General features: G+C 72.8%; 28 protein-coding genes. 12 read left to right on the top strand and 16 right to left on the bottom strand.

The genetic code is table 11. From position 1 onward, the window contains the following. Positions 1-401 precede the first annotated feature (401 nt). From NCI01_RS06825 to NCI01_RS06805, 5 genes are read right to left on the bottom strand one after another with little or no spacing between them, the layout of a single operon-like run. Positions 402-950 carry a nucleosidase gene (locus NCI01_RS06825; protein WP_254180714.1) on the bottom strand — a complete coding sequence of 183 codons (549 nt, stop codon included), beginning with the start codon at positions 948-950 and terminating at the stop codon, positions 402-404. Beyond that, on the bottom strand, positions 943-1,614 hold the full coding sequence (locus NCI01_RS06820) for a sulfotransferase (protein WP_254180713.1): 672 nt from the start codon (positions 1,612-1,614) through the stop codon (positions 943-945). The genes NCI01_RS06825 and NCI01_RS06820 overlap by 8 nt, the downstream gene beginning before the upstream one ends. Further along, positions 1,611-3,047: a GuaB1 family IMP dehydrogenase-related protein gene (locus NCI01_RS06815; RefSeq protein ID WP_254180712.1), complete on the bottom strand. Its 1,437-nt coding sequence runs from the start codon at positions 3,045-3,047 to the stop codon at positions 1,611-1,613. Before NCI01_RS06815 ends, NCI01_RS06820 begins: the two co-directional genes overlap by 4 nt. Before the next feature lie 11 nt (positions 3,048-3,058). Continuing rightward, positions 3,059-3,676, bottom strand: coding sequence for a hypothetical protein (locus tag NCI01_RS06810; RefSeq protein ID WP_254180711.1), 618 nt, complete (start codon positions 3,674-3,676; stop codon positions 3,059-3,061). A gap of 34 nt (positions 3,677-3,710) precedes the next feature. Next, positions 3,711-5,150, bottom strand: coding sequence for a pyridoxal phosphate-dependent decarboxylase family protein (locus NCI01_RS06805; RefSeq protein WP_254180710.1), 1,440 nt, complete (start codon positions 5,148-5,150; stop codon positions 3,711-3,713). A gap of 97 nt (positions 5,151-5,247) precedes the next feature. Between NCI01_RS06805 and NCI01_RS06800 the strand changes: the two genes are divergently transcribed. Beyond that, positions 5,248-5,535, top strand: coding sequence for a YiaA/YiaB family inner membrane protein (locus NCI01_RS06800; protein ID WP_254180709.1), 288 nt, complete (start codon positions 5,248-5,250; stop codon positions 5,533-5,535). Between the two features lie 103 nt (positions 5,536-5,638). Here the strand turns inward: NCI01_RS06800 and NCI01_RS06795 are convergent, their stop codons facing one another. Both NCI01_RS06795 and NCI01_RS06790 read right to left on the bottom strand, forming a co-directional pair. Then, positions 5,639-6,850 carry an acyl-CoA dehydrogenase family protein gene (locus NCI01_RS06795; RefSeq protein WP_254180708.1) on the bottom strand — a complete coding sequence of 404 codons (1,212 nt, stop codon included), beginning with the start codon at positions 6,848-6,850 and terminating at the stop codon, positions 5,639-5,641. After that, positions 6,850-8,217 (bottom strand): acyl-CoA dehydrogenase family protein, encoded by a 1,368-nt coding sequence (locus NCI01_RS06790; RefSeq protein WP_254180707.1) that lies wholly within the window; start codon positions 8,215-8,217, stop codon positions 6,850-6,852. The genes NCI01_RS06795 and NCI01_RS06790 overlap by 1 nt, the downstream gene beginning before the upstream one ends. A gap of 86 nt (positions 8,218-8,303) precedes the next feature. On the opposite strand from NCI01_RS06790, the gene def reads away from it, so the two are divergent. The 3 genes from def to NCI01_RS06775 are packed head-to-tail and all read left to right on the top strand — an operon-like array spanning position 8,304 to position 10,376. After that, positions 8,304-8,954 carry a peptide deformylase gene (gene def, locus NCI01_RS06785; protein ID WP_254180706.1) on the top strand — a complete coding sequence of 217 codons (651 nt, stop codon included), beginning with the start codon at positions 8,304-8,306 and terminating at the stop codon, positions 8,952-8,954. A 6-nt stretch (positions 8,955-8,960) separates the two neighbouring features. Next, a complete protein-coding gene (locus NCI01_RS06780) occupies positions 8,961-9,755 on the top strand; it encodes a TrmH family RNA methyltransferase (protein WP_254180705.1) in 795 nt (264 codons plus the stop codon). A 15-nt stretch (positions 9,756-9,770) separates the two neighbouring features. Next, entirely contained in the window at positions 9,771-10,376 is a 606-nt protein-coding gene (locus NCI01_RS06775; protein ID WP_254180704.1) for a DedA family protein, read from the top strand. Positions 10,377-10,380: 4 nt separating this feature from the next. On the opposite strand, the gene NCI01_RS06770 is transcribed toward NCI01_RS06775, so the two are convergent. Both NCI01_RS06770 and cobA read right to left on the bottom strand, forming a co-directional pair. Beyond that, positions 10,381-11,175, bottom strand: a complete 795-nt coding sequence (locus NCI01_RS06770) for a TrmH family RNA methyltransferase (protein ID WP_254180784.1) — start codon at positions 11,173-11,175, stop codon at positions 10,381-10,383. Positions 11,176-11,230: 55 nt separating this feature from the next. Then, on the bottom strand, positions 11,231-12,466 hold the full coding sequence (gene cobA / locus NCI01_RS06765; RefSeq protein WP_254180703.1) for a uroporphyrinogen-III C-methyltransferase: 1,236 nt from the start codon (positions 12,464-12,466) through the stop codon (positions 11,231-11,233). 49 nt (positions 12,467-12,515) lie between these two features. On the opposite strand from cobA, the gene NCI01_RS06760 reads away from it, so the two are divergent. The 5 genes from NCI01_RS06760 (at position 12,516) to NCI01_RS06740 (ending at position 16,576) form a co-directional block, all read left to right on the top strand. Further along, complete coding sequence (locus NCI01_RS06760; protein ID WP_254180702.1) at positions 12,516-13,037, top strand: YbhB/YbcL family Raf kinase inhibitor-like protein; 522 nt, start codon at positions 12,516-12,518, stop codon at positions 13,035-13,037. A 330-nt stretch (positions 13,038-13,367) separates the two neighbouring features. Beyond that, complete coding sequence (locus tag NCI01_RS06755; protein ID WP_254180701.1) at positions 13,368-13,880, top strand: CAP domain-containing protein; 513 nt, start codon at positions 13,368-13,370, stop codon at positions 13,878-13,880. A gap of 83 nt (positions 13,881-13,963) precedes the next feature. Further along, positions 13,964-14,761, top strand: coding sequence for an ABC transporter permease (locus NCI01_RS06750; protein ID WP_254180700.1), 798 nt, complete (start codon positions 13,964-13,966; stop codon positions 14,759-14,761). Continuing rightward, positions 14,754-15,566 (top strand): ABC transporter permease, encoded by an 813-nt coding sequence (locus tag NCI01_RS06745; protein ID WP_254180699.1) that lies wholly within the window; start codon positions 14,754-14,756, stop codon positions 15,564-15,566. The genes NCI01_RS06750 and NCI01_RS06745 overlap by 8 nt, the downstream gene beginning before the upstream one ends. A gap of 5 nt (positions 15,567-15,571) precedes the next feature. After that, positions 15,572-16,576 carry an ABC transporter ATP-binding protein gene (locus tag NCI01_RS06740; protein ID WP_254180698.1) on the top strand — a complete coding sequence of 335 codons (1,005 nt, stop codon included), beginning with the start codon at positions 15,572-15,574 and terminating at the stop codon, positions 16,574-16,576. Here NCI01_RS06740 and NCI01_RS22645 read toward each other — a convergent pair. After that, complete coding sequence (locus NCI01_RS22645) at positions 16,573-17,724, bottom strand: PP2C family protein-serine/threonine phosphatase (protein ID WP_254180697.1); 1,152 nt, start codon at positions 17,722-17,724, stop codon at positions 16,573-16,575. The two genes, NCI01_RS06740 and NCI01_RS22645, sit on opposite strands and share 4 nt — an antisense overlap. A gap of 76 nt (positions 17,725-17,800) precedes the next feature. On the opposite strand from NCI01_RS22645, the gene NCI01_RS06730 reads away from it, so the two are divergent. Beyond that, positions 17,801-18,793: an alpha/beta hydrolase gene (locus tag NCI01_RS06730; RefSeq protein WP_254180696.1), complete on the top strand. Its 993-nt coding sequence runs from the start codon at positions 17,801-17,803 to the stop codon at positions 18,791-18,793. A 13-nt stretch (positions 18,794-18,806) separates the two neighbouring features. Here the strand turns inward: NCI01_RS06730 and NCI01_RS06725 are convergent, their stop codons facing one another. From NCI01_RS06725 to NCI01_RS06710, 4 genes are read right to left on the bottom strand one after another with little or no spacing between them, the layout of a single operon-like run. Then, complete coding sequence (locus NCI01_RS06725) at positions 18,807-19,568, bottom strand: sulfite exporter TauE/SafE family protein (RefSeq protein ID WP_254180695.1); 762 nt, start codon at positions 19,566-19,568, stop codon at positions 18,807-18,809. Between the two features lie 10 nt (positions 19,569-19,578). Beyond that, positions 19,579-20,727 (bottom strand): SPFH domain-containing protein, encoded by a 1,149-nt coding sequence (locus tag NCI01_RS06720; RefSeq protein WP_254180694.1) that lies wholly within the window; start codon positions 20,725-20,727, stop codon positions 19,579-19,581. 39 nt (positions 20,728-20,766) lie between these two features. Then, the gene (locus NCI01_RS06715) at positions 20,767-21,228 is read right to left on the bottom strand and encodes an NfeD family protein (RefSeq protein WP_254180693.1); all 462 of its coding nucleotides are present in this window, start codon (positions 21,226-21,228) and stop codon (positions 20,767-20,769) included. Positions 21,229-21,257: 29 nt separating this feature from the next. Beyond that, positions 21,258-22,064, bottom strand: coding sequence for an ABC transporter ATP-binding protein (locus NCI01_RS06710; protein ID WP_254180692.1), 807 nt, complete (start codon positions 22,062-22,064; stop codon positions 21,258-21,260). Positions 22,065-22,141: 77 nt separating this feature from the next. Here NCI01_RS06710 and NCI01_RS06705 point away from each other — a divergent pair, with 77 nt between their 5' ends. Together NCI01_RS06705 and serB are read left to right on the top strand one after the other, a co-directional pair. Further along, the gene (locus tag NCI01_RS06705) at positions 22,142-22,855 is read left to right on the top strand and encodes an Rv1486c family protein (protein ID WP_254180691.1); all 714 of its coding nucleotides are present in this window, start codon (positions 22,142-22,144) and stop codon (positions 22,853-22,855) included. Positions 22,856-23,029: 174 nt separating this feature from the next. Further along, entirely contained in the window at positions 23,030-24,247 is a 1,218-nt protein-coding gene (gene serB / locus NCI01_RS06700) for a phosphoserine phosphatase SerB (RefSeq protein ID WP_254180690.1), read from the top strand. On the opposite strand, the gene NCI01_RS06695 is transcribed toward serB, so the two are convergent. Both NCI01_RS06695 and NCI01_RS06690 read right to left on the bottom strand, forming a co-directional pair. Continuing rightward, complete coding sequence (locus NCI01_RS06695) at positions 24,237-25,028, bottom strand: putative protein N(5)-glutamine methyltransferase (protein WP_254180689.1); 792 nt, start codon at positions 25,026-25,028, stop codon at positions 24,237-24,239. The genes serB and NCI01_RS06695 overlap by 11 nt on opposite strands. Further along, positions 25,025-25,570, bottom strand: a complete 546-nt coding sequence (locus NCI01_RS06690; RefSeq protein WP_254180688.1) for a SixA phosphatase family protein — start codon at positions 25,568-25,570, stop codon at positions 25,025-25,027. The genes NCI01_RS06695 and NCI01_RS06690 overlap by 4 nt, the downstream gene beginning before the upstream one ends.

The raw sequence follows: 25,570 nt of genomic DNA, 5'->3' as shown, positions 1-25,570 counted from the left end.
CGACAACGACCCCCGATGGCGGGCAGGACTGTGGACGGTTGCTCACCGACCTGGACTGGTCTCGTGACGGGACTTCGTCCCTCCTCAACCAGAGGGTGTGGGGTCTCGATACGCCCGCTCGTTCCTCGCGGGCTACTCGACCAACGAGGGTGGGCGGGCGCCACCAGCGGGGTTGCGGGTTTCGGGGCGGGACTTCGTCCCTCATCAACCAGAGGGTGTGCTGGGTCTCGATACGCCCGCTCGTTCCTCGCGGGCTACTCGACCAACGAGGGTGGGCGGGCGCCACCAGCGGGGTTGCGGGTTTCGTGACGGGTCTTCGTCCCATCCCCAGCGAAGGGACGAGGTCACATCTCTCACGGGCTACTCGACCAGCGAGGGGCGGGAGCTGGCAGACCACAGGCTCACACGTTCGCGCGGAGCCACTCCCCGAGCGCGAGGGCGGAGGCCTCGACCATCGCCGTCCAGTCGAGGGCGGACTCGTCGGCCGCGTCGGAGACGTGCTTGACGAGCCGCACGGGCACGCCGGCCTCGCGCGCGGCCCACGCGACGGCGTAGCCCTCCATGTCGACGAGGTGGGCGCGCTCGGCGAGGGCGTCGCGGACGGCGGGGTCGGTGACGAAGACGTCGCCGGTCGCGAGGACCACGTCGGACTCGCCCACGTCAAGGCGCTCCTGCGGGTCGTAGCCCAGGGCCCGGACGAGGTCGGCGCTGATGTCGTGGTTGAGCACCGTGCCGGGCTCGAACAGGCCGGTCAGGCCGGGACGCAGCGCCCCGGCGGTGCCGATGTTGAGGACGGTGAGGCCGGCGAGGTCGTCGTACGACGCCAGGGTGCGGGCCGTCGTCGCAGCGGCGGCGGTCTTGCCGAGCCCCGTGATGACCAACGGCAGGTCGGCGGGCACGTGCGCGGCCTCGGCCGCGGTGGCGGAGACCACCAGGTAGCGCTCAGCCACGGTGCTTGCCGCGCCGCGAGTGGGGGGTGGCGAGCACGGACTCGACGCGGTTCTGGTCGTAGGCCTCGCCCAGCCAGTCGAAGAGGCCGCGCAGCACCTCCGGGTCGGCCACGTAGTCGTCGTAGTGGACGCGGTAGGCGGCGTCCCCGAGGCCGGCGACCGTGCCGAGGATCTTGTCCTCGATCGCCCGCACCTGGGCCAGCGGGTCGTCCTTGTGCGTCCAGTAGTTGCTGGCCGCGACGTCCTCGAGGTTGCGGGTGTTGACGACGAAGCGCGCACCCGGGAACACCTGCCGCAGGAAGTCGACGTAGTCGGGCAGGTCGTCGTCGTACCAGCGGATCTCCTTGTAGCCGGTGACCCTGGTGTCGTGCTCGGGGCGCAGCAGGGTCGCCTCGGCGAGCGCGCGGATGTGCTGGAGCGAGGCCACCTCGGGGAACGCCTCGATCCCGAACCACGGGTGCGTCGGCTGGCTGGCGCGGGCGGGGTCGACGCGCGCCCGCTCGGTGAGCCCGCTGCGGTGGAAGTCGTAGAGGTGCCGCATGGCGTGGCGGTTCTCCCCGCGCAGCAGCCACCCCGGGATCGAGTTGAGGATGCCCATCAGCAGCGTCGACCCGGACCTGCCGTAGGTCATCACGAAGACGTGGTCGAGCTCGCGCACGGTCACCACGACTTCTCGAGCGGACGGCCCTCGTGGAAGCCGGCGGCGGACTGGACGCCCACGAGCGCGCGCTCGTGGAGCTGCGCGAGGTCGGCGGCGCCGGCGTAGGTGCAGGCCGACCGCACGCCGGAGCAGATCTGGTCGATGAGGTCCTCCACGCCCGGGCGGTCGGGGTCGAGGTACATCCGCGAGGACGAGATGCCCTCCTCGTAGAGGCCCTTGCGGGCGCGGTCGTACGACGACTCGCCGGAGGTGCGATTGGCGACGGCGCGGGCGGAGGCCATGCCGAAGGACACCTTGAACGGGCGACCGTCGGCGTCGAGCATCAGGTCGCCGGGCGACTCGTGGGTGCCGGCGAACCACGAGCCGATCATCACCGACGAGGCGCCTGCGGCCAGCGCCAGCGCGACGTCGCGCGGGTGTCGTACTCCCCCGTCGGCCCACACGTGCTTGCCGAGCTCGCGCGCGGCGGTGGCGCACTCCAGGACCGCGGAGAACTGCGGTCGGCCGACGCCCGTCATCATCCGGGTGGTGCACATCGCGCCGGGCCCGACGCCGACCTTGACGATGTCGGCGCCGGCCTCGATGAGCGCGCGCGTGCCCTCGGCCGAGACGACGTTGCCGGCCGCGACAGGTACAGCGGGCGAAAGCGCGCGCACGGCCTGGAGGGCCTGGACCATCCGGTCCTGATGGCCGTGGGCGGTGTCGACGACCAGGCAGTCGATGCCCGCGTCGAGCAGCTCGGCCGCCCGGTCCGCGACCTCGCCGTTGACGCCGACGGCCGCGGCGATCCGCAGGCCGCCGGACGGGTCGACGGCGGGCGTGTAGAGGGTGGCCCGCAGGGCTCCGAGCCGGGTCAGCACGCCGACGAGCTCGCCGGTCGCGGAGACCGCGACGGCCACCGTCGCCTTGGCCCGCTCGATGGCGTCGTAGACCTCGCGCGGGTCGGCGTCGGCCTGGACGGTGACGACGTCCTCGTTCATCACGGTCTGCACCTGCGCGAACCGGTCGACCTCCGCGCAGTCGGCCTCCGAGACGACCCCGACCGGCCGCCCGTCCCGCACCACCACGGCCGCCTTGTGCGCCCGCTTGGGGATCAGGGAGAGCGCCTCGGCCACCGTCTGGTCTGGACGCAGCTCGATGGGCGTGTCGAAGACCCGGTGGCGCTGCTTGACCCACCGCACGACGTCGGTGACCACGGGGATCGGGATGTCCTGCGGGATGACCGTGATGCCGCCGCGCCGGGCGACCGTCTCGGCCATCCGCCGGCCCGCGATGGCCGTCATGTTGGAGACGACCAGCGGCAGCGTCGCGCCCGTGCCGTCGTCGGTGGCGAGGTCGACGTCGTAGCGGCTCGCGACCGAGGAGGAGCGCGGGACCATGAAGACGTCGTCGTAGGTCAGGTCGTGGGGCGGCGTCGCGCCGTCGAGGAACTGCACGTGTCTGGACTCTACGCGCCCGGCAGGTGCTTCGGTCGCAGCCCGACGTCCGCGAGCTCGAGCACCGCCAGACGTCGTACGACGTCGGGGTCCCGCTGGCGCCAGGCGCCCGCCGGGTCGTCGCTCACCCTGGCCAGCACGTGCATCGGCTGGTGGGCCAGCGCGCGCAGCGCGAAGAGGTCGAGGTCCTCCGAGGCGTCGATGAACCGCGCGCCGGCCGTCGCCTCCCGGATGAAGCGCCACCGGATCGGCAGGTGGATCGCCGACACGATGAGGATCGGGATCAGCGCCACCGAGAGTCCGAGCAGCAGCGCGAGCCTCTCGACGGCGTCGACGGTGTCGCGCCCGGCCGCGGCGAGCCCGTCGGAGGCGTCCGCCGCCCTGTCGAACGGCACCGCCAGCTCGTCGCCCACCAGTGGGGCCTCGCCGAGCCGGCCGCCGGCGTCGCGCAGCTGCTCGGCCATCGACGTCGCCGCCGAGTCGGTCTGGCGCGCGGGCGCCGCCAGCTGCTCGGTGCCGTCGTGGACGGCCATGCCGATCCAGACCCAGAGCACCAGCCACGCGACGAACAGGAGGTCGGCGAGCACCTGCAGCGTGCGGCGGAGCGGCGTGTCGGCGAAGAGCTTCATACGTCCCACCCTGCCACCCCGGATCGGGGTGGGGTCAGGCCTGCGCGGCCGCCGCCTCCTGCAGCGCGCGCCAGGTGCGGTCGACGTCGGCCCGGGTGGTGCGCCAGCTGCCGACGGCGAGCCGGATCGCGGTCCGTCCCTCGACCGTGGTGTGCGAGAGGTAGGCCTCACCGGAGGCGTTGACGGCCTCCATCGCGGCCATCGTCTGCTCGTCCCCGGCGGCCAGGCGGAAGACCACCAGCGAGAGCGACGGCTCGGTGACCATCTCGAAGCGGTCGTCGGCGGCGACCAGCTCGGCGACGTGCTCGGCGAGCGCGATGCCGCTGCGGATGTGCGCCTGGAGTCCGTCGATCCCGTAGGTGCGCAGCACCGCCCACAGCTTGATCGCCCGGAACCGCCGACCGAGCTGGGGGTGCCAGTCGCGGTAGTCGACGACCTCCCCGGACTCGGTGGCCGCGTTGCGCAGGTACTCCGGGAGGATCGACAGCGCCCCCGTCAGCGCGGCCCGGTCGCGCACCCAGAAGGTGCTGCAGTCGAAGGTCGTCAGCAGCCACTTGTGCGGGTTGGTGACGAACGAGTCGGCGGACTCCACGCCTGCCAGGTGGCCACGGTGCTCGGGGCAGACGGCGGCGACGCCCGCCCAGGCCGCGTCGACGTGCACCCACGCGTCGTGGCCGCGCGCGACCTCGGCCGCGGCGGCGATGTCGTCCATCGCGCCGGTCGACGTGCTGCCGGCCGCGAGGTGCACCATCACCGGTCGCAGCCCGGCCGCGACGTCGTCGGCGATCGCCGCGCGCAGGGCGGCGACGTCCATCGCCTGGGTCGCCGGGTCGACCGCGATCGTGCGGACGGCGTCCTCGCCGAGGCCGGCCATCATCGCCGCCTTGACCAGCGACGAGTGGGCCTGCGTGGACCCGTAGACCCGCCAGTCGGCGTCACCCACGCCGTGGCGTCGTACGTCGCCGCCGCTGGCGCGGTGCAGCGCGGACAACAGGGCCGTGAAGGTGGCCGTCGAGGCGGTGTCCTGGATGACGCCGCCGCCCGGACCGTCGCTGCGGAAGGTGTCCGGGAGCCCGAGCGCCTCGGCGAACCAGTCCAGCACGGCCTGCTCGACCTCGGTCACCGCCGGGCTCGTCGCCCAGATCATCCCCTGCGCGCCGATGCCGCTCGAGAGGAGGTCGCCGAGGATCGCGGCCGGCGAGGAGTTGGCCGGGAAGTAGGCGAAGAACCGCGGGTGCTGCCAGTGCGTGAGCCCCGGCACGACGACGCGGTCGAGGTCGGCGAGCACGGCGTCGAACGACTCCCCCGTCTCGGGCGCCGACGCGGGCAGGAGACGTCGTACGTCGCCGGGGGCGACCTGGGCGCGGACGGGCAGGTCGTCGAGCGAGGCCCAGTAGTCGGCGATCCAGTCGATGGCGGCATGCCCGTGGCGGCGGAACTCCTCGGGCGTCATGTGGGCTGGCTGGTCTGGCATGGGCCGAACGTACTCGGAGCGGTTGAGCACGCGTACTCAGCCCGGATCGGGTAGTCCAGCGGCTCCGGCGACGCCTCCCGAGGACGACGGTTGACCCATGGCCTCCACGACTCCCACCAAGAACACCAACGCCTTCTTCCTGCAGGCCGGCGTCTCCTTCGCCGTCGCGCTGCTGACCATGATCTTCGCGATCTTCTACCTGCCGGTCGACCCCTGGATCCGCGCCTTCCTCGGCCTCGGGACCATGTTCCTCACGACGTCGAGCTTCACCCTCGCCAAGTGCGTCCGCGACGCCCAGGAGGACAGCTACGTGGTCTCCCGCATCGACCAGGCCCGCGTCGACAGGATCCTCGCCGAGCACGACCCCTTCACGTCCGTCTCCTGACCTCCCCCCTTCCTCGCGCTACACACAGCCGACCGGGCGCTTCCTCGCGCTACGAACGACTGACCGGGCGCTTCCTCGCGGTACACCGCGAGGAAGCGCCCGGTCAGCGGAGCTCGGAGCTGGTCAGCCCCAGCACCCGGCGGGCGACGATCAGCTGCTGGATCTGCTGGGTGCCCTCGAAGATGTCGAGGATCTTGGAGTCGCGGGCCCACTTCTCCAGCAGCTCCGACTCGCTGTAGCCGAGGGTGCCGCACAGCTGGACGCACGACAGCGTCACGTCGGAGCCGACGCGTCCGGCCTTCGCCTTCGCCATCGACGCCTCGAGCGAGTTGGGCTTGCGGTTGTCGGCCATCCACGCCGCCTGCATCATCAGCAGCCTGGCGCCCTCCCAGTCGGCCTCGAGCCGCAGGAACGTCGCCGCGGCCGCGGACTGCGACTGCGCGGGCCGGTCGTAGTCGATGACCACCCCCGCCTGCTCGAGCAGGTCGCGGGTCAGGTCGAGCGAGGCGCGCGCACAGCCGACGGCCATCGCGGCGACGAGGGGGCGGGTGTTGTCGAAGGTGGCCATCGCCCCGGCGAAGCCCGACTTCGTGTCGATCTCGGGCGAGCCCAGGAGGTCCTCGGCCGGCACCCGGCAGTCGGTGAAGGTGATCGCCGCGGTGTCGGAGGCGCGGATGCCGAGCTTGTGCTCGAGCCGCTCCACCTTCAGCCCGGGGTTGTCCTTGCGCACCAGGAAGGACTTGATGGCGGCGCGCCCGAGGTCCTTGTCGAGCGTCGCCCACACCACCACCGAGTCGGCGCGCCCGCCGGAGGTGACGTAGATCTTCTCGCCGTTGATGACGTAGTCGTCGCCGTCCTTGACCGCCGTGGTGGTGATGTTGGCGGAGTCGGACCCGGTGCCGGGCTCGGTGATCGCCATCGCCGCCCACGTGCCCTTCCAGCGCTCGAGCTGCTCCTCGTCGGCGACCGAGGCGATCGCGGAGTTGCCGAGGCCCTGGCGCGGCATCGACAGCAGCAGCGCGGTGTCGCCCCAGCACATCTCGGCGACGGAGAGCACCGAGGCCAGGTTGGTGCCGTTGCGGACGGTGCCGTCGTCGGCGGAGGAGTCGCGTCGTACGCCACCCGCGCCGGCGCCGCTGGTCGCCCCGGTCTCGGACACGCCGTCGATGAGCGCGGCGAGCATGTCGAGCTCCTTGGGGTAGGCGTGCTCCGCGCGGTCGTACTTGCGCGAGATCGGCCGGAGCATGTTCATCGCCAGCTGGTGGGCCTGGTCGACGAGCGTCGCGTGCTTCCTGGGGGTCTCGAGGTTGATCATCAGAGCAGCACCGCACCTTCCATCACGCCGACGGCCCGCAGGTCGCGGTACCACCGCTCGACCGGGTGTTCCTTGACGAAGCCGTGGCCGCCGAGCAGCTGGACGCCATCGAGGCCGATCCGCATGCCCTTCTCGGCGCAGAGCTGACGGGCGAGCCCGACCTCGCGGGCGACGTCCTCGCCACGGGCGGCGCGCGAGGCGGCCCGCCAGGTGAGCAGGCGCATCGCCTGCACCTCGATGGCCATGTCGGCGACCATGAAGGCCACCGACTGGCGGTGGCTGATCGGCTCCCCGAACGCCTCACGCTCGTTGACGTAGGGCAGCACGTAGTCGAGCACGGCCTGCGCGGTGCCGACCGCGAGCGCGCACCACGCGAGCCGGGAGAGGCGTACGCACTCGGCGTGGGCGGTGCCGTCGGTGTCGCCGAGCAACGCGTCGGCACCGACCCGCACCCCGGTGAGGTGCAGCCGCGACAGCCCGGCAGCCCGCACGCCCATCGACGGGTCGGCCTCGACCTCGAGCCCGTCGGCCCCCGACTCGACGATGAACAGAGCCGGCGTGCCGTCGAGCGTCGCGGTCACCACGAACAGCTCGGCGTCGGCGCCGCGGACGACCGCGGACTTCACGCCGTCGAGGACGAAGCCGTCGCCGTCGCGCCGGGCCGTGGTCGCCGGCTCGAAGGGGTCGAAGAGCACCCGGGGCTCGGCGACCGCCAGAGCGGCGACGAGCGCGTCCGACCCGGCGCCGGTGAAGGCGGGCAGGTAGGTCTGCTGCTGCGCGTCGGTGCCCCACAGGCCGATGGCGGTGGCGACGGCCCCCGGAGCGAGGGCGGCGACGGCGAGCCCCATGTCGCCGTGCGCCAGCGCCTCGGCGACGAGGGCGCCGGCCATGGCGGACCGCTCCTCCAAGATGCCACCCAGCTGCTCGGGGACGCCGAGGACGGGCAGCCCCACGTCCTGGCCGGCGGCCAGGACCTCCGCGGGCGGCGCGCACGCCTCGTCGGCGGCGGACGCTGCGGGCCGGAGCACCTCGGCGGCGAGCTCGCGGACGACCTCGAGGAGCATCTGCTCGTCGTCGGTGGGTGTGAGGTCGAAGACGCCGCGCGACGGGGCGCTCGCGGGTCGTGCCCCCGCGGTCCTCCGGCCCCCGCGGGCGAACGTGCGGCCGGCGACCGTGGCCACCCGGAAGCCGTTGCGGGTGGTCGTGTAGACCACCTGCTCCGCCTGCTTGCGCAGGCCCACCCGGTCGATGAGCTCGCTCTGCGCCAGCCGGTTGACCGCGGCGACGGCGAGACCGATCGCGTCGCGGGTCTCCCGCGACGACAACCCGTGCCGGCCCCCGGGCCGTAGGCTGCTGATGAAGGACATGGCCCCAATGTAACTGCGAGTTACAACCACGGCCAGCACCCCGCCACCCTACGGGCGCCGCTCCCCCCGCTGGCTAGGATCCCGGCATGCCCGACGAGCAGCCGACCGACGACCAGACCGGCACCGACCCCGGGGTCCGGGCGCCCCACGGTCCCCTCCCGGAGGGCGGCACGGTCCGCCCGATCACCCGCTGGGGCACGCCGGTGATGCACCGCCCGCAGGCCGCGGTGACGTCGTACGACGACGCGCTCGCCGCGCTGGCCGCCGACATGGTGGCCACGATGTACGCCGCCGAGGGGGTCGGGCTGGCCGCCTGCCAGGTCGGCGAGGACGTGGCGATGTTCGTCTTCGACTGCCCCGACGACGAGGGCGTGCGCACCGTGGGCGTGGTCTGCAACCCCGTCCTCACCCTCCCCGAGGGCAAGGACCGCCGTCTCGAGGACGACGACGAGGGCTGCCTGTCCTTCCCCGGCTCCTTCGAGCCGTGCCCCCGCCCCGACTGGGCGCGCGTCGACGGCCAGGGACTCGACGGCGAGCCGGTCTCGTTCGAGGGTGACGGCCTGCTCGCGCGCTGCCTGCAGCACGAGACCGACCACACCCTCGGCACCGTCTTCGGCGACCGCCTCTCGGCGAAGGCGCGCAAGCGTCTCGGCAAGAAGCACGACGCGGCCGCCGAGGACTACCCGCTCTCGTGGCCGGCCGACGCAGCCGACCCCGCCGAGACCGCCGCCGGCTGACGCGCGATGAACGACCTTCGCATCACCCGGGAGAACGCGCGCTTCCAGCAGTGGGAGGCGCTGCTGACCAACCGCTCCAAGCGGCACCGCAACCGTGAGTTCCTCGTCCAGGGCGTCCGCCCCATCACCCGGGCCGTCGAGGAGAGGTGGACGGTGCGCGCCCTGCTGCGCGCCGACGGCGCCACCTCGACCTGGTCCGACGCCCTCTGGTCGACGACCGACGCCGAGCGGGTGCTGCTCTCGCCCGACCTGCACGCCCGCCTCAGCGGTCGCGAGGAGGGGGCCGAGCTGGTGGCGGTCGTCGAGATGCCCGAGGACGGGGTCACCCGCCTCGAGGAGCCCCGTCGCCCGCACGGCCCGGTCGTGGTCTTCGACCGCCCGACGAGTCCCGGCAACATCGGCACGCTCGCCCGCTCGGCCGACGCCTTCGGCGCCTCCGCCCTCGTGGTCACCGGCCATGCCGCCGACCCCTACGACCCGCAGTCGGTGCGCGCCAGCACGGGCTCGCTCTTCGCGCTGACGGTGCTCCGGGTGCCCGGCCCCGGGCCGGTCGTCGAGCACGCCCACGCCCACGGCTACCGCATCGTCGGCACCGACGAGGCGGGAACCGCCCTCGCCGACGTCGACCTGACCGGCCGGCTCGTGGTCGTCGTGGGCAACGAGACGCACGGACTGTCCTCGGGGTGGCGGGCCGCGTGCGACGAGGTCGTCTCCATCCCGATGGTGGGCACCGCCTCGTCCCTCAACGCTGCCGTGGCCGGCTCGATCGTGCTCCACGACGCGCTGCGCCGGCGCGGCTGACGGGCGTCGTACGACATGGAAGCAGTGCTCGACTGGGTCGTGCTCGTCATGCGCACGGTCGGATCCCCCGGCGTCGGCCTCGCCACCGCCCTCGAGACGGTGTTCCCGCCCGTCCCGAGCGAGCTGGTGCTGCCGCTGGCGGGCTACACCGCGAGCCAGGGCTACTACAGCCTGGCCGCCGCGATCGCGTGGGCCACGGCCGGCTCGCTCCTCGGAGCCCTCGTCCTCTACTGGCTCGGCGCGGCCTGGGGGCTGGAGCGCATCTGCGCGCTGGCCGACCGCATCCCGCTGATGCACGCGCACGACGTCCGCCGGGCGGTGGCCTGGTTCGGCCGGCACGGGCGCACGGCGGTGTTCGTCGGGCGGCTCGTGCCGGGCGTCCGCAGCCTGATCTCGATCCCAGCGGGGATCGACCGGATGCCGCTCCTCCGCTTCTGCGTCTTCACGACCGCGGGCAGCCTGGTCTGGAACTCGGCGCTGATCCTGGCCGGCTACGAGCTCGGCGCGCAGTGGCACGTGGTCGAGGGGTACGTCGGCCCGGTCAGCAACGTCGTCTACGTGCTGCTCGGCGTCGCCGTGGCCGTTGTGGCCGCGCGACGGCTGCGGCACCGCCTGTCCTGACGGGTCAGCGACGGGCCGCGGCGTAGCAGGCGACGGCACTCGCCGCCGCGACGTTGAGGGAGTCGATGCCGGCCGCCATCGGGATGACCGCGCGGCGATCGGCCGAGGTCTCCCAGCGCGACGACAGGCCGTGTCCCTCCGAGCCGAGCACCAGCGCGAGGCGGTCGACCCCGGCGACGGCCTCCTCGATGGGGACCGAGTCGGCGCCGAGGGTCAGCGCGATCGTCGTGAAGCCGCGTCGGGACAGGTCCGGCAGGGCGTCGTACCAGTCGGGCAGCCGGGTCCACGGCGTGGAGAACACCGCTCCCATGCCGACCTTGATCGAGCGGCGGTAGAGCGGGTCCGCGCACCGCGGCGCCAGCAGCACGGCGTCGAAGCCCAGCGCGGCGCCCGAGCGGAAGACGGCACCGACGTTGGTGTGGTCGACCAGGTCCTCGAGGACCAGGACCGAGCGCGCCCCGTGGAGCACCTCGTCCACGGGCGGCAGCGGCCGCCTGCGCAGGGAAGCCAGCGCACCGCGGTGGACGTGGAAGCCGGTGACCTGCTCGATCAGCGCCTCGGACAGGACGTAGCAGGGCGCGGGGCTGCGGGCGAGCACGTCGTCGAGCCCGTCGAGCCAGCGCGGCGCCATCAGGAAGGACCGCGCCTCGTGGCCGGCCTCCACGGCGCGCCGCACCACCTTCTCCCCCTCGGCGAGGAACAACCCGTGCTCGGCCTCGAGGCTCTTGCGCAGCTCGACGTCGCGCAGGTCGCGGTAGTCGGCCAGGCGTGGGTCGTCGGGGTCGTCGAGCTCGACCACCTCGCCCGCCCCGCTGGCCTCGGAGATCGCTCCGGTCTCGGGGGTCGGGTCGGGGTCAGCCACACCCGTAGTGTGCCGGACGGGCCACGGCGACGACCTCGCCCACCACGATGATCGCGGGCGGGACGACGCGCTGGGTGACGAGGTCGTCGGCGAGCCCGCCGAGGGTGCTCAGGACCGTGCGCTCGGTCGGCATGGTGCCGTCGACAATCACGGCGACCGGCGTCGCGGCGTCGCGACCGCCAGCGAGCAGGGCGTCCGCGATCGCCGGCGCGTTGTCGACGGCCATCAGCAGCACGAGCGTCCCCCGCAGGCCGGCGACCGCCTCCCACACGACGAGCGACTCCGGGTGGCCCGGCGGCAGGTGGCCGGAGATGACGGTGAACTCGTGGGCGATGCCGCGGTGGGTGACCGGGATGCCGACCCGGGCGGGGACGGCGATGGCAGAGCTGAGACCGGGCACGACGGTGACCGGCACGTCGGCGGCGGCGCACGCGAGCAGCTCCTCGTAGCCACGACCGAAGACGAAGTTGTCGCCGCCCTTGAAGCGCACGACGCGCTTGCCGGCCCGCGCCCGGTCGACGATCACCTCGTTGATGGTCTGCTGGGACGCCGAGCGTCCACGGGGCAGCTTGGCGACGTCGATCAGCTCGACGTGGGGCCCGAGCTCGTCGAGCAGCTCGCGTGGCGCCAGCCGGTCCGCCACGACCACGTCGGCGGTCGCGAGCGCGTGCCGGGCCGCGACGGTGACCAGCTCCGGCTCTCCCGGGCCGCCACCCACGAGGACGACCCCGGGGCTGCGGTCGAGCGCGTCGGAGGCCGTGAGGTGCCCGTCGCGCAGGGCGGTCACGATGTCGTCGCGCAGCGCCGCCGACTTGCGCGGCTCCCGGTTGCCGAGCACCCCGACCGTCACCGTCCCGTGGTGGCCGACAGCCGGAGTCCAGGCGGTGCCGCCGAGGGCGTCGTCGGCGCGGACGCAGAAGGTGTGACGGGCGTCGGCGGCGGCCACCACGCGCGCGTTGACGACCGGGTCGTCGGTCGCGGCGACGACGTACCACGCGCCGTCGAGGTCCGACTCGGTGAACTCGCGCAGCACCAGGGTCAGCTCGCCCGCGAGCCCCTCGAGCGCCGGCGTCACCTCGAGGCTGACGACGGTCACGTCGGCACCGGCGCCGAGGAGGCCCGAGACGCGTCGCTGCGCGACGTGCCCACCGCCCACGACCACGACCTTGCGACCGGTGAGCACCAGCCCCGCCAGGTAGGGATGGGGGTCGGCACCGCGGTCGGTCATGACTCGATTGTCCCTTCCGGGCTCGCGGTCGGGTGGCTACGTTCGAGGAATGAGCATCGAGCGACCCGTGGCCCCCAATCCCTACGACTACCTCCCGGCGACCGCGTCTTTCACCGTCACGAGCGACGACGTCACCGACGGCGCCCCGCTCAAGGACGACCAGGTGGCCGCCCTCGGCAACACCTCGCCGCAGCTGAGCTGGTCGGGCGCGCCGGAGGGCACCCAGTCCTACGTGGTGACCTGCTTCGACCCCGACGCGCCGACCCCGAGCGGCTTCTGGCACTGGTGCCTGGTCGACATCCCCGCCGACGTCACCTCGCTCGACACCGGGGCGGCCTCGAAGGACCTGCCGGGCAACGCGTTCCACGTCCGCAACGACGGCGGCGAGGCCGGGTTCATGGGAGCGGCGCCGCCCGAGGGCGACCACCCGCACCGCTACTTCTTCGTCGTGCACGCGGTCAAGGACCCCAGCCTGGGCGTCGACGCCGACGCCTCCAACGCCGTCGTCTCCTTCAACCTGGCCTTCAAGACGCTCGGTCGCGCGATCCTGCACGGCACCTACCAGCACTGAGGCGAGCGGCGCGCGCGCCGCTCCTGCCCCATCCGTCACTTTCGCCCCATCAACCTCACGAGACCCGTGATCTGGACCGGCAGGTCCAGACCACGGGTCTCTTTTTTCGTCGTTTCGTCACGCACGAACGATCAAGGCGCTTTCATCTCTTCTGGACGATTTCACCGATGAACTTGCCAAGAATTGATGATTCGAGGCGCATACGCACCGGGAAGACCGCCCGAACTCGACAGACACACGGCTCGTCCTTAGGGTCAATCTCTGTTTCCCAAAGATTCCATCAAGATGCACCACCCCTGCACCGCGGATCCCACCCCCGGAGGACACCCCGTGCCGCACCCCCGCAGCCTTGCGCGCCTGGCCGCCCCGGTCCTCGCCGGCGCCCTGCTCGCCGGCGTACCCGCAGCAGCTGAGGCCGCGACGTGGTCCGTGCCCCGGGCCACCACCGCCGTGGCCGCCAGCGCGAGCAGCGACCAGCTCGAGGACGTCCTGATGGTCCGCATCAACCAGGCCCGTGCCTCGCACGGCCTGCCCAGGATCGGGAGCTTCGACGTGTGCACCGACCAGCTGGCCGAGCGGTGGGGTGACCGGATCGCCCGCACCGGGGTGCTCGAGCACCGCGACCAGCGCGAGGTCATCCGCAAGTGCGACAACTCCTGGGCCGGGGAGACGCTCGTCCGGGGCACCGACCTGAGCCCGGACACCATGGTCGAGCTGTGGCTCGACTCCCCCGGCCACCGGGAGATCCTGCTGAGCCCGCGCGCCAAGCGCGCCGGCGTCGCGATCACCCGCGACTCCCAGGGCCGCACGATCGGTGTGGTCAACCTGGTCCGCCACGGCTGAGGTGCGCGACACCCCACTCGTGTGAGACGATCCCCGGCCCCTCGTGGGTGCTCGGGGATCGTCGTCGTGTGAGGGGGAGCAGGGTGGTGCACGTCGCCGTCGCGACCCGCGCGTTCCGCCGCTACTCCACCTACCGGGCCGCGACTCTGGCCGGGATCTTCACCAACTCGGTGTTCGGCGTCATCTACTCCTTCGCCTACCTCGCGCTGTGGAGTGCCAACCCCACCGCCGGCGGCTACGACGCCCAGGACGCGGTCACCTACGTCTGGCTCGGCCAGGCCCTGCTGATGACGATCGCGCTCTGGGGCGGCGGCGCCACCGACGACCTCGCCGAGCGGATCCGCACCGGCGACGTGGCGATCGACCTGTACCGGCCGGTCGGCATCGTCGGGTGGTACCTCGCCAGCGACCTCGGCCGGGCGGCGTACCACCTCCTCACCAGGGGGGTCGGACCCACGCTCATCGGCTTCCTCGTCTTCCACATCTCGCTCCCCTCCTCACCCCTGACCGCGCTCGCCTTCGCGGTGTCGCTGGTGCTCGCCGTCGTGGTGAGCTTCGCGATCCGGTTCCTCGTCGCGAGCAGCGCCTTCTGGCTGCTCGACCAGTCCGGCGTGAAGGTGATGAGCGGGGCGTTCGCCATCTTCTTCAGCGGGATGATGCTTCCCCTCGTGCTCTTCCCGGGCTGGCTGGGGACGCTCGCCCGCGCGCTGCCGTGGGCGTCGTACGTCCAGGTCCCCGCCGACGTCTGGCTCGGCAAGCACACCGGCGTCGACCTGCTCGCCGCCCTCGGCTTCCAGGTGCTGTGGGCCGTCGTCCTGCTCGTCGCCTGCCAGGGCGTGCTGCGCCTGGCCACGCGCAAGGTGGTGGTCCAGGGTGGCTGAGGCCGGCGCAGCGCTCCACCTGCGCTCCTACTTCCAGATCGCCTGGCTGTGGATCCGTGCGGCCTGGCAGTACCCCACGTCGTTCGTGCTGCTCGCGCTCGGCAACGGGCTGATCACCGGCCTCGACTTCGTCGGGCTGTGGATCATGTTCGCCCACCTCGACGACCTGAAGGGCTTCACGCTCCACGAGGTCGCGCTGCTCTACGGCAGCGCCTCTCTCGCCCTGGCCGTCGCCGACACCGCCATCGGCAGCGTCGAGCGCATCGGCACCTACATCCGCACCGGACGCCTCGACCAGATGCTGACCAAGCCGGTGCCGCTGCTCGTGCAGGTCTGCGCCGACCAGTTCACCCTGCGGCGGCTGGGGCGGCTCACCCAGGCGGCCGTCGTGTTCGGGTGGGCCTGCACCTACGTCGACTGGACGCCGCTGCGCGTGCTGGTCGCCGTGTCGATGCTCCTCAGCGGCGGACTCGTGTTCTTCGGGCTCTTCGTCGGCTTCTCCTGCGTCCAGTTCTGGACCACCGACGCCACGGAGTTCGCCAATGCCTTCACGTACGGCGGCGCGACGGTCACCCAGTACCCGCTCAACATCTTCCCGCGCGAGGTGCTCGTCGGGCTGACGTTCGTGATCCCGGTCGCCTTCGTCAACTGGTATCCCTGCCTCTACCTCCTGGGCCGGTCCGACCCGGCCGGGATGCCCGAGGCGTTCCAGTTCGCCTCACCGCTCGCGGGCGTGCTGACCATGGCCGCCGCCCTGCTCGTGTGGCGCTCCGGCGTCCGCCACTACACCTCCACGGGGAGCTGACACCCATGTCCGTCACGGGATCCGTCCGATCCGCCCAGGCGCCGCTCATCGACGTGCGCGACCTCGAGCGCACCTTCGACGTACGCCGCCGGGTCGACGGCGGTCGCCGCCGGGTCCGCGACTCCGTGCTGGCCGTCCACGACCTGACGTTCTCCGTCCAGGCGGGCGAGATGGTGGGCTACATCGGTCCCAACGGCGCCGGGAAGTCGACGACCATCAAGATGCTCACCGGGATCCTGGTGCCGACCGGAGGGCACGTCAGCGTCGCCGGCCTGGACCCCAGCCGCGACCGGGTCGAGCTCGCCCGGCGGATCGGGGTGGTCTTCGGCCAGCGCTCGACCCTGTGGTGGGACCTGCCGCTGCGCGACTCCTTCGACCTGCTGCAGAAGATGTACCGCATCTCCCCCGCGCGCTACCGCGACAACCTCGGCCGGTTCGTCGAGCTGCTCGACCTCGGCGACCAGCTCGACACCCCCGTGCGCCAGCTCAGCCTCGGCCAGCGGATGCGCGGCGACATCACCGCGGCGCTGCTGCACGACCCCGAGGTGCTCTACCTCGACGAGCCGACCATCGGCCTCGACGTCGTGAGCAAGGGCCGGCTGCGCGAGTTCCTCCGCGCCCTCAACGACGAGCGCGGCACCACCTTGCTGCTCACGACCCACGACCTGCAGGACATCGAGGCGCTCTGCGACCGCGTCATCGTCATCGACCACGGGACGTCGGTCTACGACGGCCCGCTCGCCGGGCTGCACGTCGAGGGCGGCTCGTCGCGCACCCTCGTCGTCGACCTCGTCGACGAGGCGCCGCCCGTCGAGGTGCCCGGGGCGACCGTCCGCCGGGTCGAGGGACCGCGCCAGTGGTTGTCGTTCCCCGCCGACGCGAGCGCCGCGCCGATCGTGGCCGCGGTCGCGGCGTCGTACGACGTGGCGGACCTGTCCATCCAGGAGCCCGACATCGAGGACGTCATCCGCGAGCTCTACTCCCGCGGCGCACCCGAGCCCCTCGGCTAGCCGCCGAGACCGCGCATGCGCTCGGAGTCGCGCTCGGGCGAGGAGAGTGCCTGGCGCTCCAGCACGAGCATCGCGCGGTCGTCGTCGCCGCGCGGCACCTTCTTGAGCACCCGCTTGGGCATCCCGGTGAAGCCACGCGCGTCGACGGCCTTGAGCGCCTCGTGCCGGAGCCACTCGATGCCGGCGTCGAGGTCCTTGTCGGCCGACTCGATGACGCCGTCGGTGTAGAACATCAGCGCCTCCCCCGGGCGCAGCCGTCCCGTGCTCGGGGTGAACTCGGCCTCGTCGACGACGCCGAGCGCCATGCCGCGCGCGTTGTCGACCGACCAGCCGCGCTGGCCGAGGTGCCAGTGGAGGGCCGGCGGGTGGCCGGCACTGGTGATCGTGTAGTCGCCGGTGACGAGGTCGACCTTGATGTGCACGGCCGTCGCCAGGGACTCGTCGGACTCCTGGCGGAGCAGGAAGTGGTTGGCCGCCGCCATCAGCTCGGCCGGGGGCAGGGCGCCGATCAGGCCCCCGAGGGCGCCGGCGAACTGCAGCGCCTGCGGGCCGACGGAGGTGCCCTTGCCGCACACGTCGACCAGCGCCATCTCCAGCCACCGGTCGTCGCGGAGGTCGGCGACCAGGAAGTCACCCGCATAGCTCGGACCGTTGGCGGTGATCGTGGCCGACTCGGAGCGCCACCCGGTGGGCAGCGCCGGGACGACACCCTGGCGCTGCAGCCGGTCGCGCAGCTGGGTCAGCACCGCCTCGCTCAGCGCCATCGGCAGCCCGGAGCGCTGCCGGCTGGACTGGTAGACCGCCAGCAGGACGCCGACGGCGAGGATCACCAGCGCGGCCTTGCGGCTCGGGGTGGCGAAGCCGGTCTCCACCGAGGTCCAGTAGGCAGCCGTCCCCAGCACCGCGATCAGGAGCAGCAGCGGCACGAAGCGCAGCAGCATGAGGCCGAGCATGAGGAAGAGGAACCACAGGGCGACCGGGACGATGACCTGGGCCAGCACGCCGATGGCCACCGCGACGCCGACGAACGTCACGAGCACCAGCAGGAGGAACGCCTGGCTGCCCCGTGAGCCGGTGCGCCAGCCGGCCACGCGCTGCTGGACGTAGGACGTGATGCCGCGCGCCACTGACCCCAACGCGTTCGACACGGCCAAAGGCTAGGGCTCGACAGACGTTCCCCGAGGGCGAACCGGGAAAGTCAGCGCCGCTCGATAGGCTCGCCCCATGCCTCTGGTCCCGCTGCAGGCCGACGTCCTCGGACCTGACTTCCGGGTGGAGACGATCTCCCTCCCGCCCGATCCCGAGGGGCCCGTCGTCGCGACGCTCGTGACGTTGACCCCCGACAGCCCCAACGGCCGTGCCGTGCTGCACGTCCACGGCTTCGCCGACTACTTCTTCCACACCGAGTACGCCCGGTGGTGGGCCGACCGCGGCTACACGTTCTACGCGCTCGACCTCCGCAAGTACGGACGCTCGCTGCGCGACCACCAGACCCCGCACTACGTCGCCGACCTGGGTGAGTACTTCGCCGAGATCGACCTGGCGTGGTGGCGGATCACCCAGCGCGACGGGCACAGCGGGGTGATCGCCTCGGGTCACTCGACCGGCGGCCTGACGGTCCCGCTCTGGGTGCGCGAGCGCCGGCCGCCCGAGCTGACGGCGATGGTGCTCAACTCCCCCTGGTTCGACATGCAGGGGGCGGCGTGGCTACGCAGCCCGGCGACCCGGCTCGCGATCGAGCGGCTGGGCACCAGCCGGCCGATGCAGGAGATCCCGCGCCGGGTCAGCGACGTCTACGGCCGCTCGCTCCACCGCGAGCACGGCGGCGAGTGGGACTACGACCTGACCTGGAAGCCGCTGGAGTCGCGCCCCGTCTACGTCGGGTGGCTGCGCGCCGTACGCCGCGGGCACGCGCTGCTGCACGCCGGCCTCGACATCGACGACCCCACGCTGGTGCTCTCCTCGGCGAAGTCGTTCTTCGGCGAGCAGACCGACGAGACGGCGTCGACCCACGACATCGTGCTCGACGTGGAGCAGATCCGGCACTGGGCCTCGTCCGTCGGGCGCCACGTCACCTCGATCGCGATCGAGGGGGCCATTCACGACGTCGTGCTGTCGCGCCCGCCCGTCCGCGCGCGGGCCTACGACGTCCTCGACACCTGGCTCGAGGCCTGGGTGGAGAAGCCTGCCGCCTCGCCCGCCGCCCCCTCGAACTAGCCGCGCCGGGGCGTCAGGTGAGGAGCACCGCGAGTGCGACGACCCCGACGCCGGCGATGACGGCGCGGAGCAGGACCGGCGGCAGGCGCCGACCCACCCCGGCGCCGATCTGCCCGCCGACCACCGACCCCAGCGCGATGAGTCCGGCGACGACCCAGTCGATGTCGGCGACGGCGATGAAGACGAGCGCGGCGACTGCGTTGACGATGAGGGCGAGGACGTTCTTGGTGGCCGTGTGGCGTTGCATCGAGTCGGCGACGCCGATCCCGAGGACCGCCATCAGCAGGACGCCCTGGGCCGCGCCGAAGTAGCCGCCGTAGACGCCGGTGGCGGCGACCGCGGGCCACACCCACCACACGCCGTGGTCGGGGATGCCGCCCCGCGACTCGGCGCGGGCGGCGACCGAGCGCTGGATCCGCGGCCCCAGGAGGACGAGCACCACCCCGAGCGCGATCAGCACGGGGACGATGGCGTCGAAGGCGGACGAGGGCAGCTCCAGCAGGAGCAGCGCGCCGGCGACACCGCCGATCAGCGACGCCGACCCCAGCCGCAGGACACGGGCCCGCTGACCGGCCAGCTCGCGGCGGTAGCCGAAGACACCGGACATGCTTCCGGGGACGAGCCCCACGGTGTTGCTGACGTTGGCGGTCACGGGAGGTACGCCGAACGCGAGGAGGGTCGGGAACGTGATCAGCGTCCCCGACCCCACCACGGTGTTGATGGTGCCGGCCGCCACTCCTGCGAGGGCGATCAGCACCCCTTCGAGTGGACTCATGCGTCAGGACTCACTGGCCGGCAGGTGCTCCCGGGTCCGTGGGGTCGGTGCCCGCCGGGTCGGTGGCGGTCGCCGCGGGGTCGATGGACCGTGCGGTCCTGCCGGGGTTGGCCGCGCTCTCGGCCGCGGCGATCGCCTGCTGCACGGCCTCGCTGGTCGCTCGGGTCTCCGGGTCGTCGGACCCGCGCGGCAGCTGCGGCTCGGAGGGCCCCATGTCCACGCGCTTGCGCGGCGACGCGTCCTTGGGGATGCCGGCGATCTCGTGGATCGAGGAGCCGAGGCCCTCCATCGCCTTGGTGATCTCCGAGGGGATGACCCACACCTTGTTGGCGCTGCCCTCGGCGATCTTCGGCATCATCTGGAGGTACTGGTAGGCCAGCAGCGACTGGTCGGGCTGGCCGTCGTGGATCGCCTGGAAGACCGTCTGGATGGCCTGGCCCTCACCCTGCGCGCGCAGGATCGCGGCCTCGCGGTCGGCCTGGGCACGCAGGATCTGCGACTCGCGGTCACCCTCGGCGTTGAGGATCTGCGACTGCTTGTTGCCCTCGGCGGTGAGGATCGCGGACTGCCGCTGGCCCTCGGCGCTCAGGATGAGCGCACGCTTGTCGCGGTCGGCGCGCATCTGCTTCTCCATCGCGTCCTTGATCGACGGCGGCGGGTCGATGCCCTTGATCTCGACGCGGTTGACGCGGATGCCCCACTTGCCGGTCGCCTCGTCCAGCACGCCACGCAGGCCGTTGTTGATCTCCTCGCGGGAGGTCAGCGTCTGCTCGAGGTCCATGCCACCGACGATGTTGCGCAGCGTGGTCATCGTGAGCTGCTCGACGGCCTGGATGTAGTTGGCGATCTCGTAGGTGGCCGCCACCGGGTCGGTGACCTGGAAGTAGATGACGGTGTCGATCGACACCACCAGGTTGTCCTCGGTGATCACCGGCTGGGGCGGGAAGCTCACCACCTGCTCACGCAGGTCGATGAGGTAGCGCACCCTGTCGATGAACGGCACGACGATATTGAGTCCTGCCGGCAGCGTCCCCTTGTACTTGCCGAAGCGCTCGACGATGCCCGCGCGTGCCTGGGGCACGATGCGGACCGTCTTGGCGAGCATGACGACGACGAACAGGGCGACGAGCAGGAACAGGACCAGTAGAGCAGTCCCCATGGGTTCCCCCGATTCTTGTGTGTTGCGGTGGCTTGCGGGTCAGGGCTCGAGCGTGCCGACCGGGTGGACGTAGGCGGTCGCACCCTTGATCTCGAAGATCTCGACCGTCTCGCCCGGTGCGATCGTGAGGTGCTCGTCGTAGGGCAGCGCCGACCAGACCTCGCCAGCGACCTTGATGCGGCCCGGCGCCAGGCCGGTGATCTCCTGGGTGACCAGGCCGCGCGTGCCGACCAGCTTGCCGTGGCCGAGCGCCAGCTCGGGGCCGCTGTGCAGGCGCTTGACGAAGGCGGGACGGACGAAGGCCACCATCGCGATGGAGGCGCCGAGCGCCGCGAGGACCTGCACGACGACCGGCAGGCCCAGGAGGGCGGCGACCATGCCGATCACGGCGCCGGCGGCGAGCATCGCGAGGATCAGGTCGAGGCTGAACATCTCCGCGACACCCAGCACGATGGAGAGACCGAGCCAGGTCTCCCAGAGGTGGTCGCGGATCCAGTCCATGGCCCGAGCCTATCGACTACGTCGTGACGTCAGGCGGGAGCGACGCGCACGTGAGGCCGTCTGCGTGCGGCGAAGCGGTCGTCGGCGCGGGTGAGCACCAGCGGCATCCCGAAGGTCGCTGACAGCGACTCGGCGGTGACGACGTCGTCGACCGGGCCGGAGTCGACCACGCGGCCGTCGCGCAGCAGGAGGGCGTGGGTAAAGCCGGGCGGGATCTCCTCGACGTGGTGGGAGACCAGCACGGTCGCGGGCGAGTCGGGGTCGAGCGCCAGCCGGGACAGCGTCGCGACCAGGTCCTCGCGTCCGCCGAGGTCGAGCCCCGCCGCGGGCTCGTCGAGCAGCAGCAGCTCGGGGTCGGTCATCAGCGCTCGCGCGACCTGCACCCGCTTGCGCTCCCCCTCGCTCAGGGTGCCGAAGGTGCGCTCCGCCAGGTGGCCGGCCCCCACCTCGGCGAGCAGGTCGGCGGCCCGGTCGTGGTCGAGGTCGGCGTACTCCTCGCGCCAGCGCCCCAGCACCCCGTAGGAGGCGGAGACCACCACGTCCTTGACCAGCTCCGAGCGCGGGATGCGGTCGGCGAGCGCGGCGCTGGTGAGGCCGATGCGCGGACGCAGCTCGAAGACGTCGGTGGTGCCGAGCACCTCGTCGAGGATGCCGGCGACACCCGACGTCGGGTGCAGCTGCGCGGCGGCCACCTGCAGCAGCGTCGTCTTGCCGGCCCCGTTGGGCCCGAGGACCACCCAGCGCTCGTCGTCCTCGACCAGCCAGCTGACGTCGTCGAGCAGCAGCGACCGGCCCCGGCGCACCGTGACCCCTGCGAGCTCGATGACGGCGACCATGGTCCTCACCCTATCCAGCACCACCGGCACGTCCGGCCCTGACACGACGGGGCGGGACGACGGGTAACCTCGCCGCGATGTCACGCGCGCCCCTCGCCCTCCCCCACTCGGCGACCCTCGCCTGGTGGCTGACCGCGTGGCTGCGCGGGCACGAGCAGACCGACCACGTCCTCGACGCGCTGGCCGACGACACCCACCTGCTGGAGGGCGGCTCGACGCTCGACCTCCTGGTGCGTGCGCGGGGCACCGGGGCGTCGTACGCCGGGCTGGCGCTGCCGGTCGACGGCGACCCGCTGGGCCTGGGCGGGCCACGCGACTTCAACAGCGCGGCGCTCGAGGCCGGCCAGGCCGTCGTGGTCGGCGAGCTCGGCCTGGTGCCGGAGGAGCAGGGCGAGACGGTGCAGTGGCGGCCCCTCGACGCCGCGCGCCGCCAGCTCCCGGACGTCGGGGAGGCCGACCGCACGCTGCGCGCCGCGCTCCTCGGCGCGGCCGGCGACCTGGCCGACCTCGATGTCGCGCGGTGGCGACCGGAGGCCGCCGACGCCCTGATGAACCTCCACCACCGTCCCGCCCTGGACGCCCCGCTGGGCACCCCGCCGCGGTGCGTCGACCTGGCCGCGCGCGGCCTGCAGGCGTGGGCCATCGTCGACCTCGCGCTCGTCGACGACGGCGGGGCGCTGTCGTCCTTCGAGGCGGAGCGCCGCCGCGACCTGCTCCAGCCCCTCGGCCGGGCGGCTCGGCGCGCGATCGTGGCGGCGTGCTCGCCCGAGGTGTGGCCGGAGGGTCAGTAGCCGGTCAGGCGCCGTACTGGCCGGTGCCGTAGGCCGGCGGGGGCGGGTAGCCACCGGCGACGTCGGACGGACCGGTCTTGGGGTTGGGGCCGTAGGCGTTGTCGGCGACGGACCCGACCGCCCAGCGGACCCGGGAGCGCGCGCCACGTCTGCGGGGCTAGCCTTCGTCACACGATGGAAGACGAGCCGAAGACCCTCCTGGTCACCCTCACGGGCAAGGACCGGCCTGGCGTCACCTCAGCGATCTTCGCCGCGCTCTCCGGCGCCGGTGTCGAGGTCCTCGACATCGAGCAGATCGTGCTGCGGCGGCGGCTGGTGCTCGGCATCCTGGTGACCGCGCCGCGCGACTGGAAGAAGCTGCGCGACCTGATCGAGCGCACCGCCACCGACCTCGACATGAGCGTCGAGGTGGACCGCGGCGCCGGCGACAACCGGAGCCGGCGCGGCGAGCGCTCGCACATCACGATCATCGGCAGCCCGCTGAAGGCCTCGGCGATGGCCGCCATCGCGGGCCGGATCGCCGACTCCGGCGCCAACATCGACAAGATCGAGCGGATGGCCCGCTACCCGGTCACGGCGATCGAGCTGCACGTGTCGGGCGCGCCGGCCGACACGCTGCGCCCCCTCCTGTCGGTCGAGGCGGTCAAGCAGGGCATCGACCTCGCCGTCCAGCGCGACTCCCTGCACCGTCGCGGCATCCGGCTGATCGTCATGGACGTCGACTCCACGCTCATCCAGGGCGAGGTGATCGAGATGCTCGCCGCGCACGCCGGGCAGGAGGCGGAGGTCGCCCGGGTGACCGAGGCCGCGATGCGCGGCGAGCTCGACTTCGAGGCGTCCCTGCGCGAGCGCGTCGCCCTGCTCGAGGGTGTCCCGGAGTCGGCCCTCGACGAGGTCTACGACTCGATCGTCCTCGCTCCAGGCGCCCGCACGATGGTCCGCACCTTGCGGCGGCTGGGCTACCGCTTCGCGATCGTGTCCGGCGGCTTCACCCAGATCACCGACCGCCTCGCCGCCGACCTCGGCATCCACTTCGCCCGGGCCAACGAGCTCGAGGTCGTCGACGGCCGGCTCACCGGGCGCATCGTGGGCGACGTCGTCGACCGGGCGGGCAAGGCGGCGGCGCTGCGCGAGTTCGCCGGCGAGGTCGGCGTACCCCTCGACGCGGTGATCGCCATCGGCGACGGTGCCAACGACCTCGACATGCTCAACGCCGCCGGGCTCGGCATCGCCTACAACGCCAAGCCGATGGTCCGCGACGCCGCCGACACGGCGGTCAACGTGCCCTACCTCGACGCGATCCTCTACTTGCTGGGGATCTCGCGCGAGCAGATCGAGGAGGCCGACGCCGAGGTCGGCATCACGACGCCCGCGCCGCCGCTCACCGGCTGACGCCGTCGCCGGGACGTACGCCGACCGCGACGCACCCGCCGACCTCGGCGTCGGTCTCGACGTACGTCGTCAGCCCGGCCGCGGCCATCGCGACGGCCGTCAGCCCGGACTGGGCGGGGCTCGTCTCGATGAGCAGCACTCCCCCGGGCGCGAGCCAGTGGGGGGCGTCCCGGGCGAGCCGACGGTGCAGGTCGACACCGTCGGGGCCGCCGTCGAGGGCGGTCCGGGGCTCGTGGTCGCGCGCCTCGGCGGGCATGGCGGCGAGGCGCCCGGTCGGCACGTAGGGGGCGTTGGCGGCCAGCACCGCGACCCCGCCGGCGAGCCCGGCCGGGAGCGCGTCGTAGAGGTCACCGAGGTGGAGCGCGGCGTGCGGGGCGTTGGACGCCGCGCACGCGAGGGCGGTCTCGTCCAGGTCGCACGCGTGCACCTCGGCGCGGCTCGCGTCCAGGCAGGCTGCGACCGGGGCGACCCCGCAGCACATCTCGACCACGACCGGCGTCCCGTCCGCTGCCGGAGCGGAGGCGGTCCGCGCCGCGGCCAGCCGGGCGAGCAGCTCGGTGCGGCGACGCGGCACGAAGACGCCGGGGGCGACGACCAGCCGGCGCCCGAGGAAGCCGACCCAGCCGAGCACCGTCTCCAGCGGCTCGCCGGCGACGCGGCGCGCGAGCATCCGCTCGAGGTGGTCGACCGACGACGCGGCCTCGACGAGCAGCGCTGCCTCGTCCTCGGCCCACACGCAGCCGGCGGCGCGGAGCCGCGCCACGACCTGCGGATCGCTCACGCAGCCCCGACGTGGAAGGCCTCGAGCCGGGCGGTCCCGGGGGCGAGGTCGGCCCACTCGTGCTCGACGGCGAAGACGGCGACGGCCGAGGTCGGGAAGCCGCGCGTCAGCATGGAGGTCGTCGCCTCGGTGTCGCCCTCGCCGTCGTCGACGAGCTCGGCGAGCGAGCCCACCGCCGGGTTGTGACCGATGACGAGCAGCGTCCGGACGTCGGGAGCGGTCTCGCGGACCAGGTCGAAGGTCGAGTCGGTGCCGGCGGCGTAGAGCGCGTCGGAGAGGACCGCCACGTCCTCGTCCCACCCGGCGCCGGCGGCGACCTGTGTCCACGTCTGCTGCGTGCGGAGGGCGTCGGAGACGAGAGCGGCGTCGGGCTCGATGCCGTGGTCGCGCATCCACCGACCGGCCGCCTCCGCGTCGCCCAGGCCGCGGTCTGCCAGCGCCCGCGCGTGGTCGGTGCTGGCGCTGTGCTCGGCCTTGGCGTGGCGCATGACCACGAGCCTGCGCGGAGCCGTGCCGGAGTCCTCCCTCACTGACTGCTGCAT

Origin of the sequence: Nocardioides pinisoli, assembly GCF_024199985.1 — a bacterium.
Lineage (GTDB): Bacteria > Actinomycetota > Actinomycetes > Propionibacteriales > Nocardioidaceae > Nocardioides > Nocardioides pinisoli.
The sequence above is the reverse complement of the archived record's forward strand: the minus strand, read 5'-3'. Positions and strand labels throughout refer to the sequence as shown.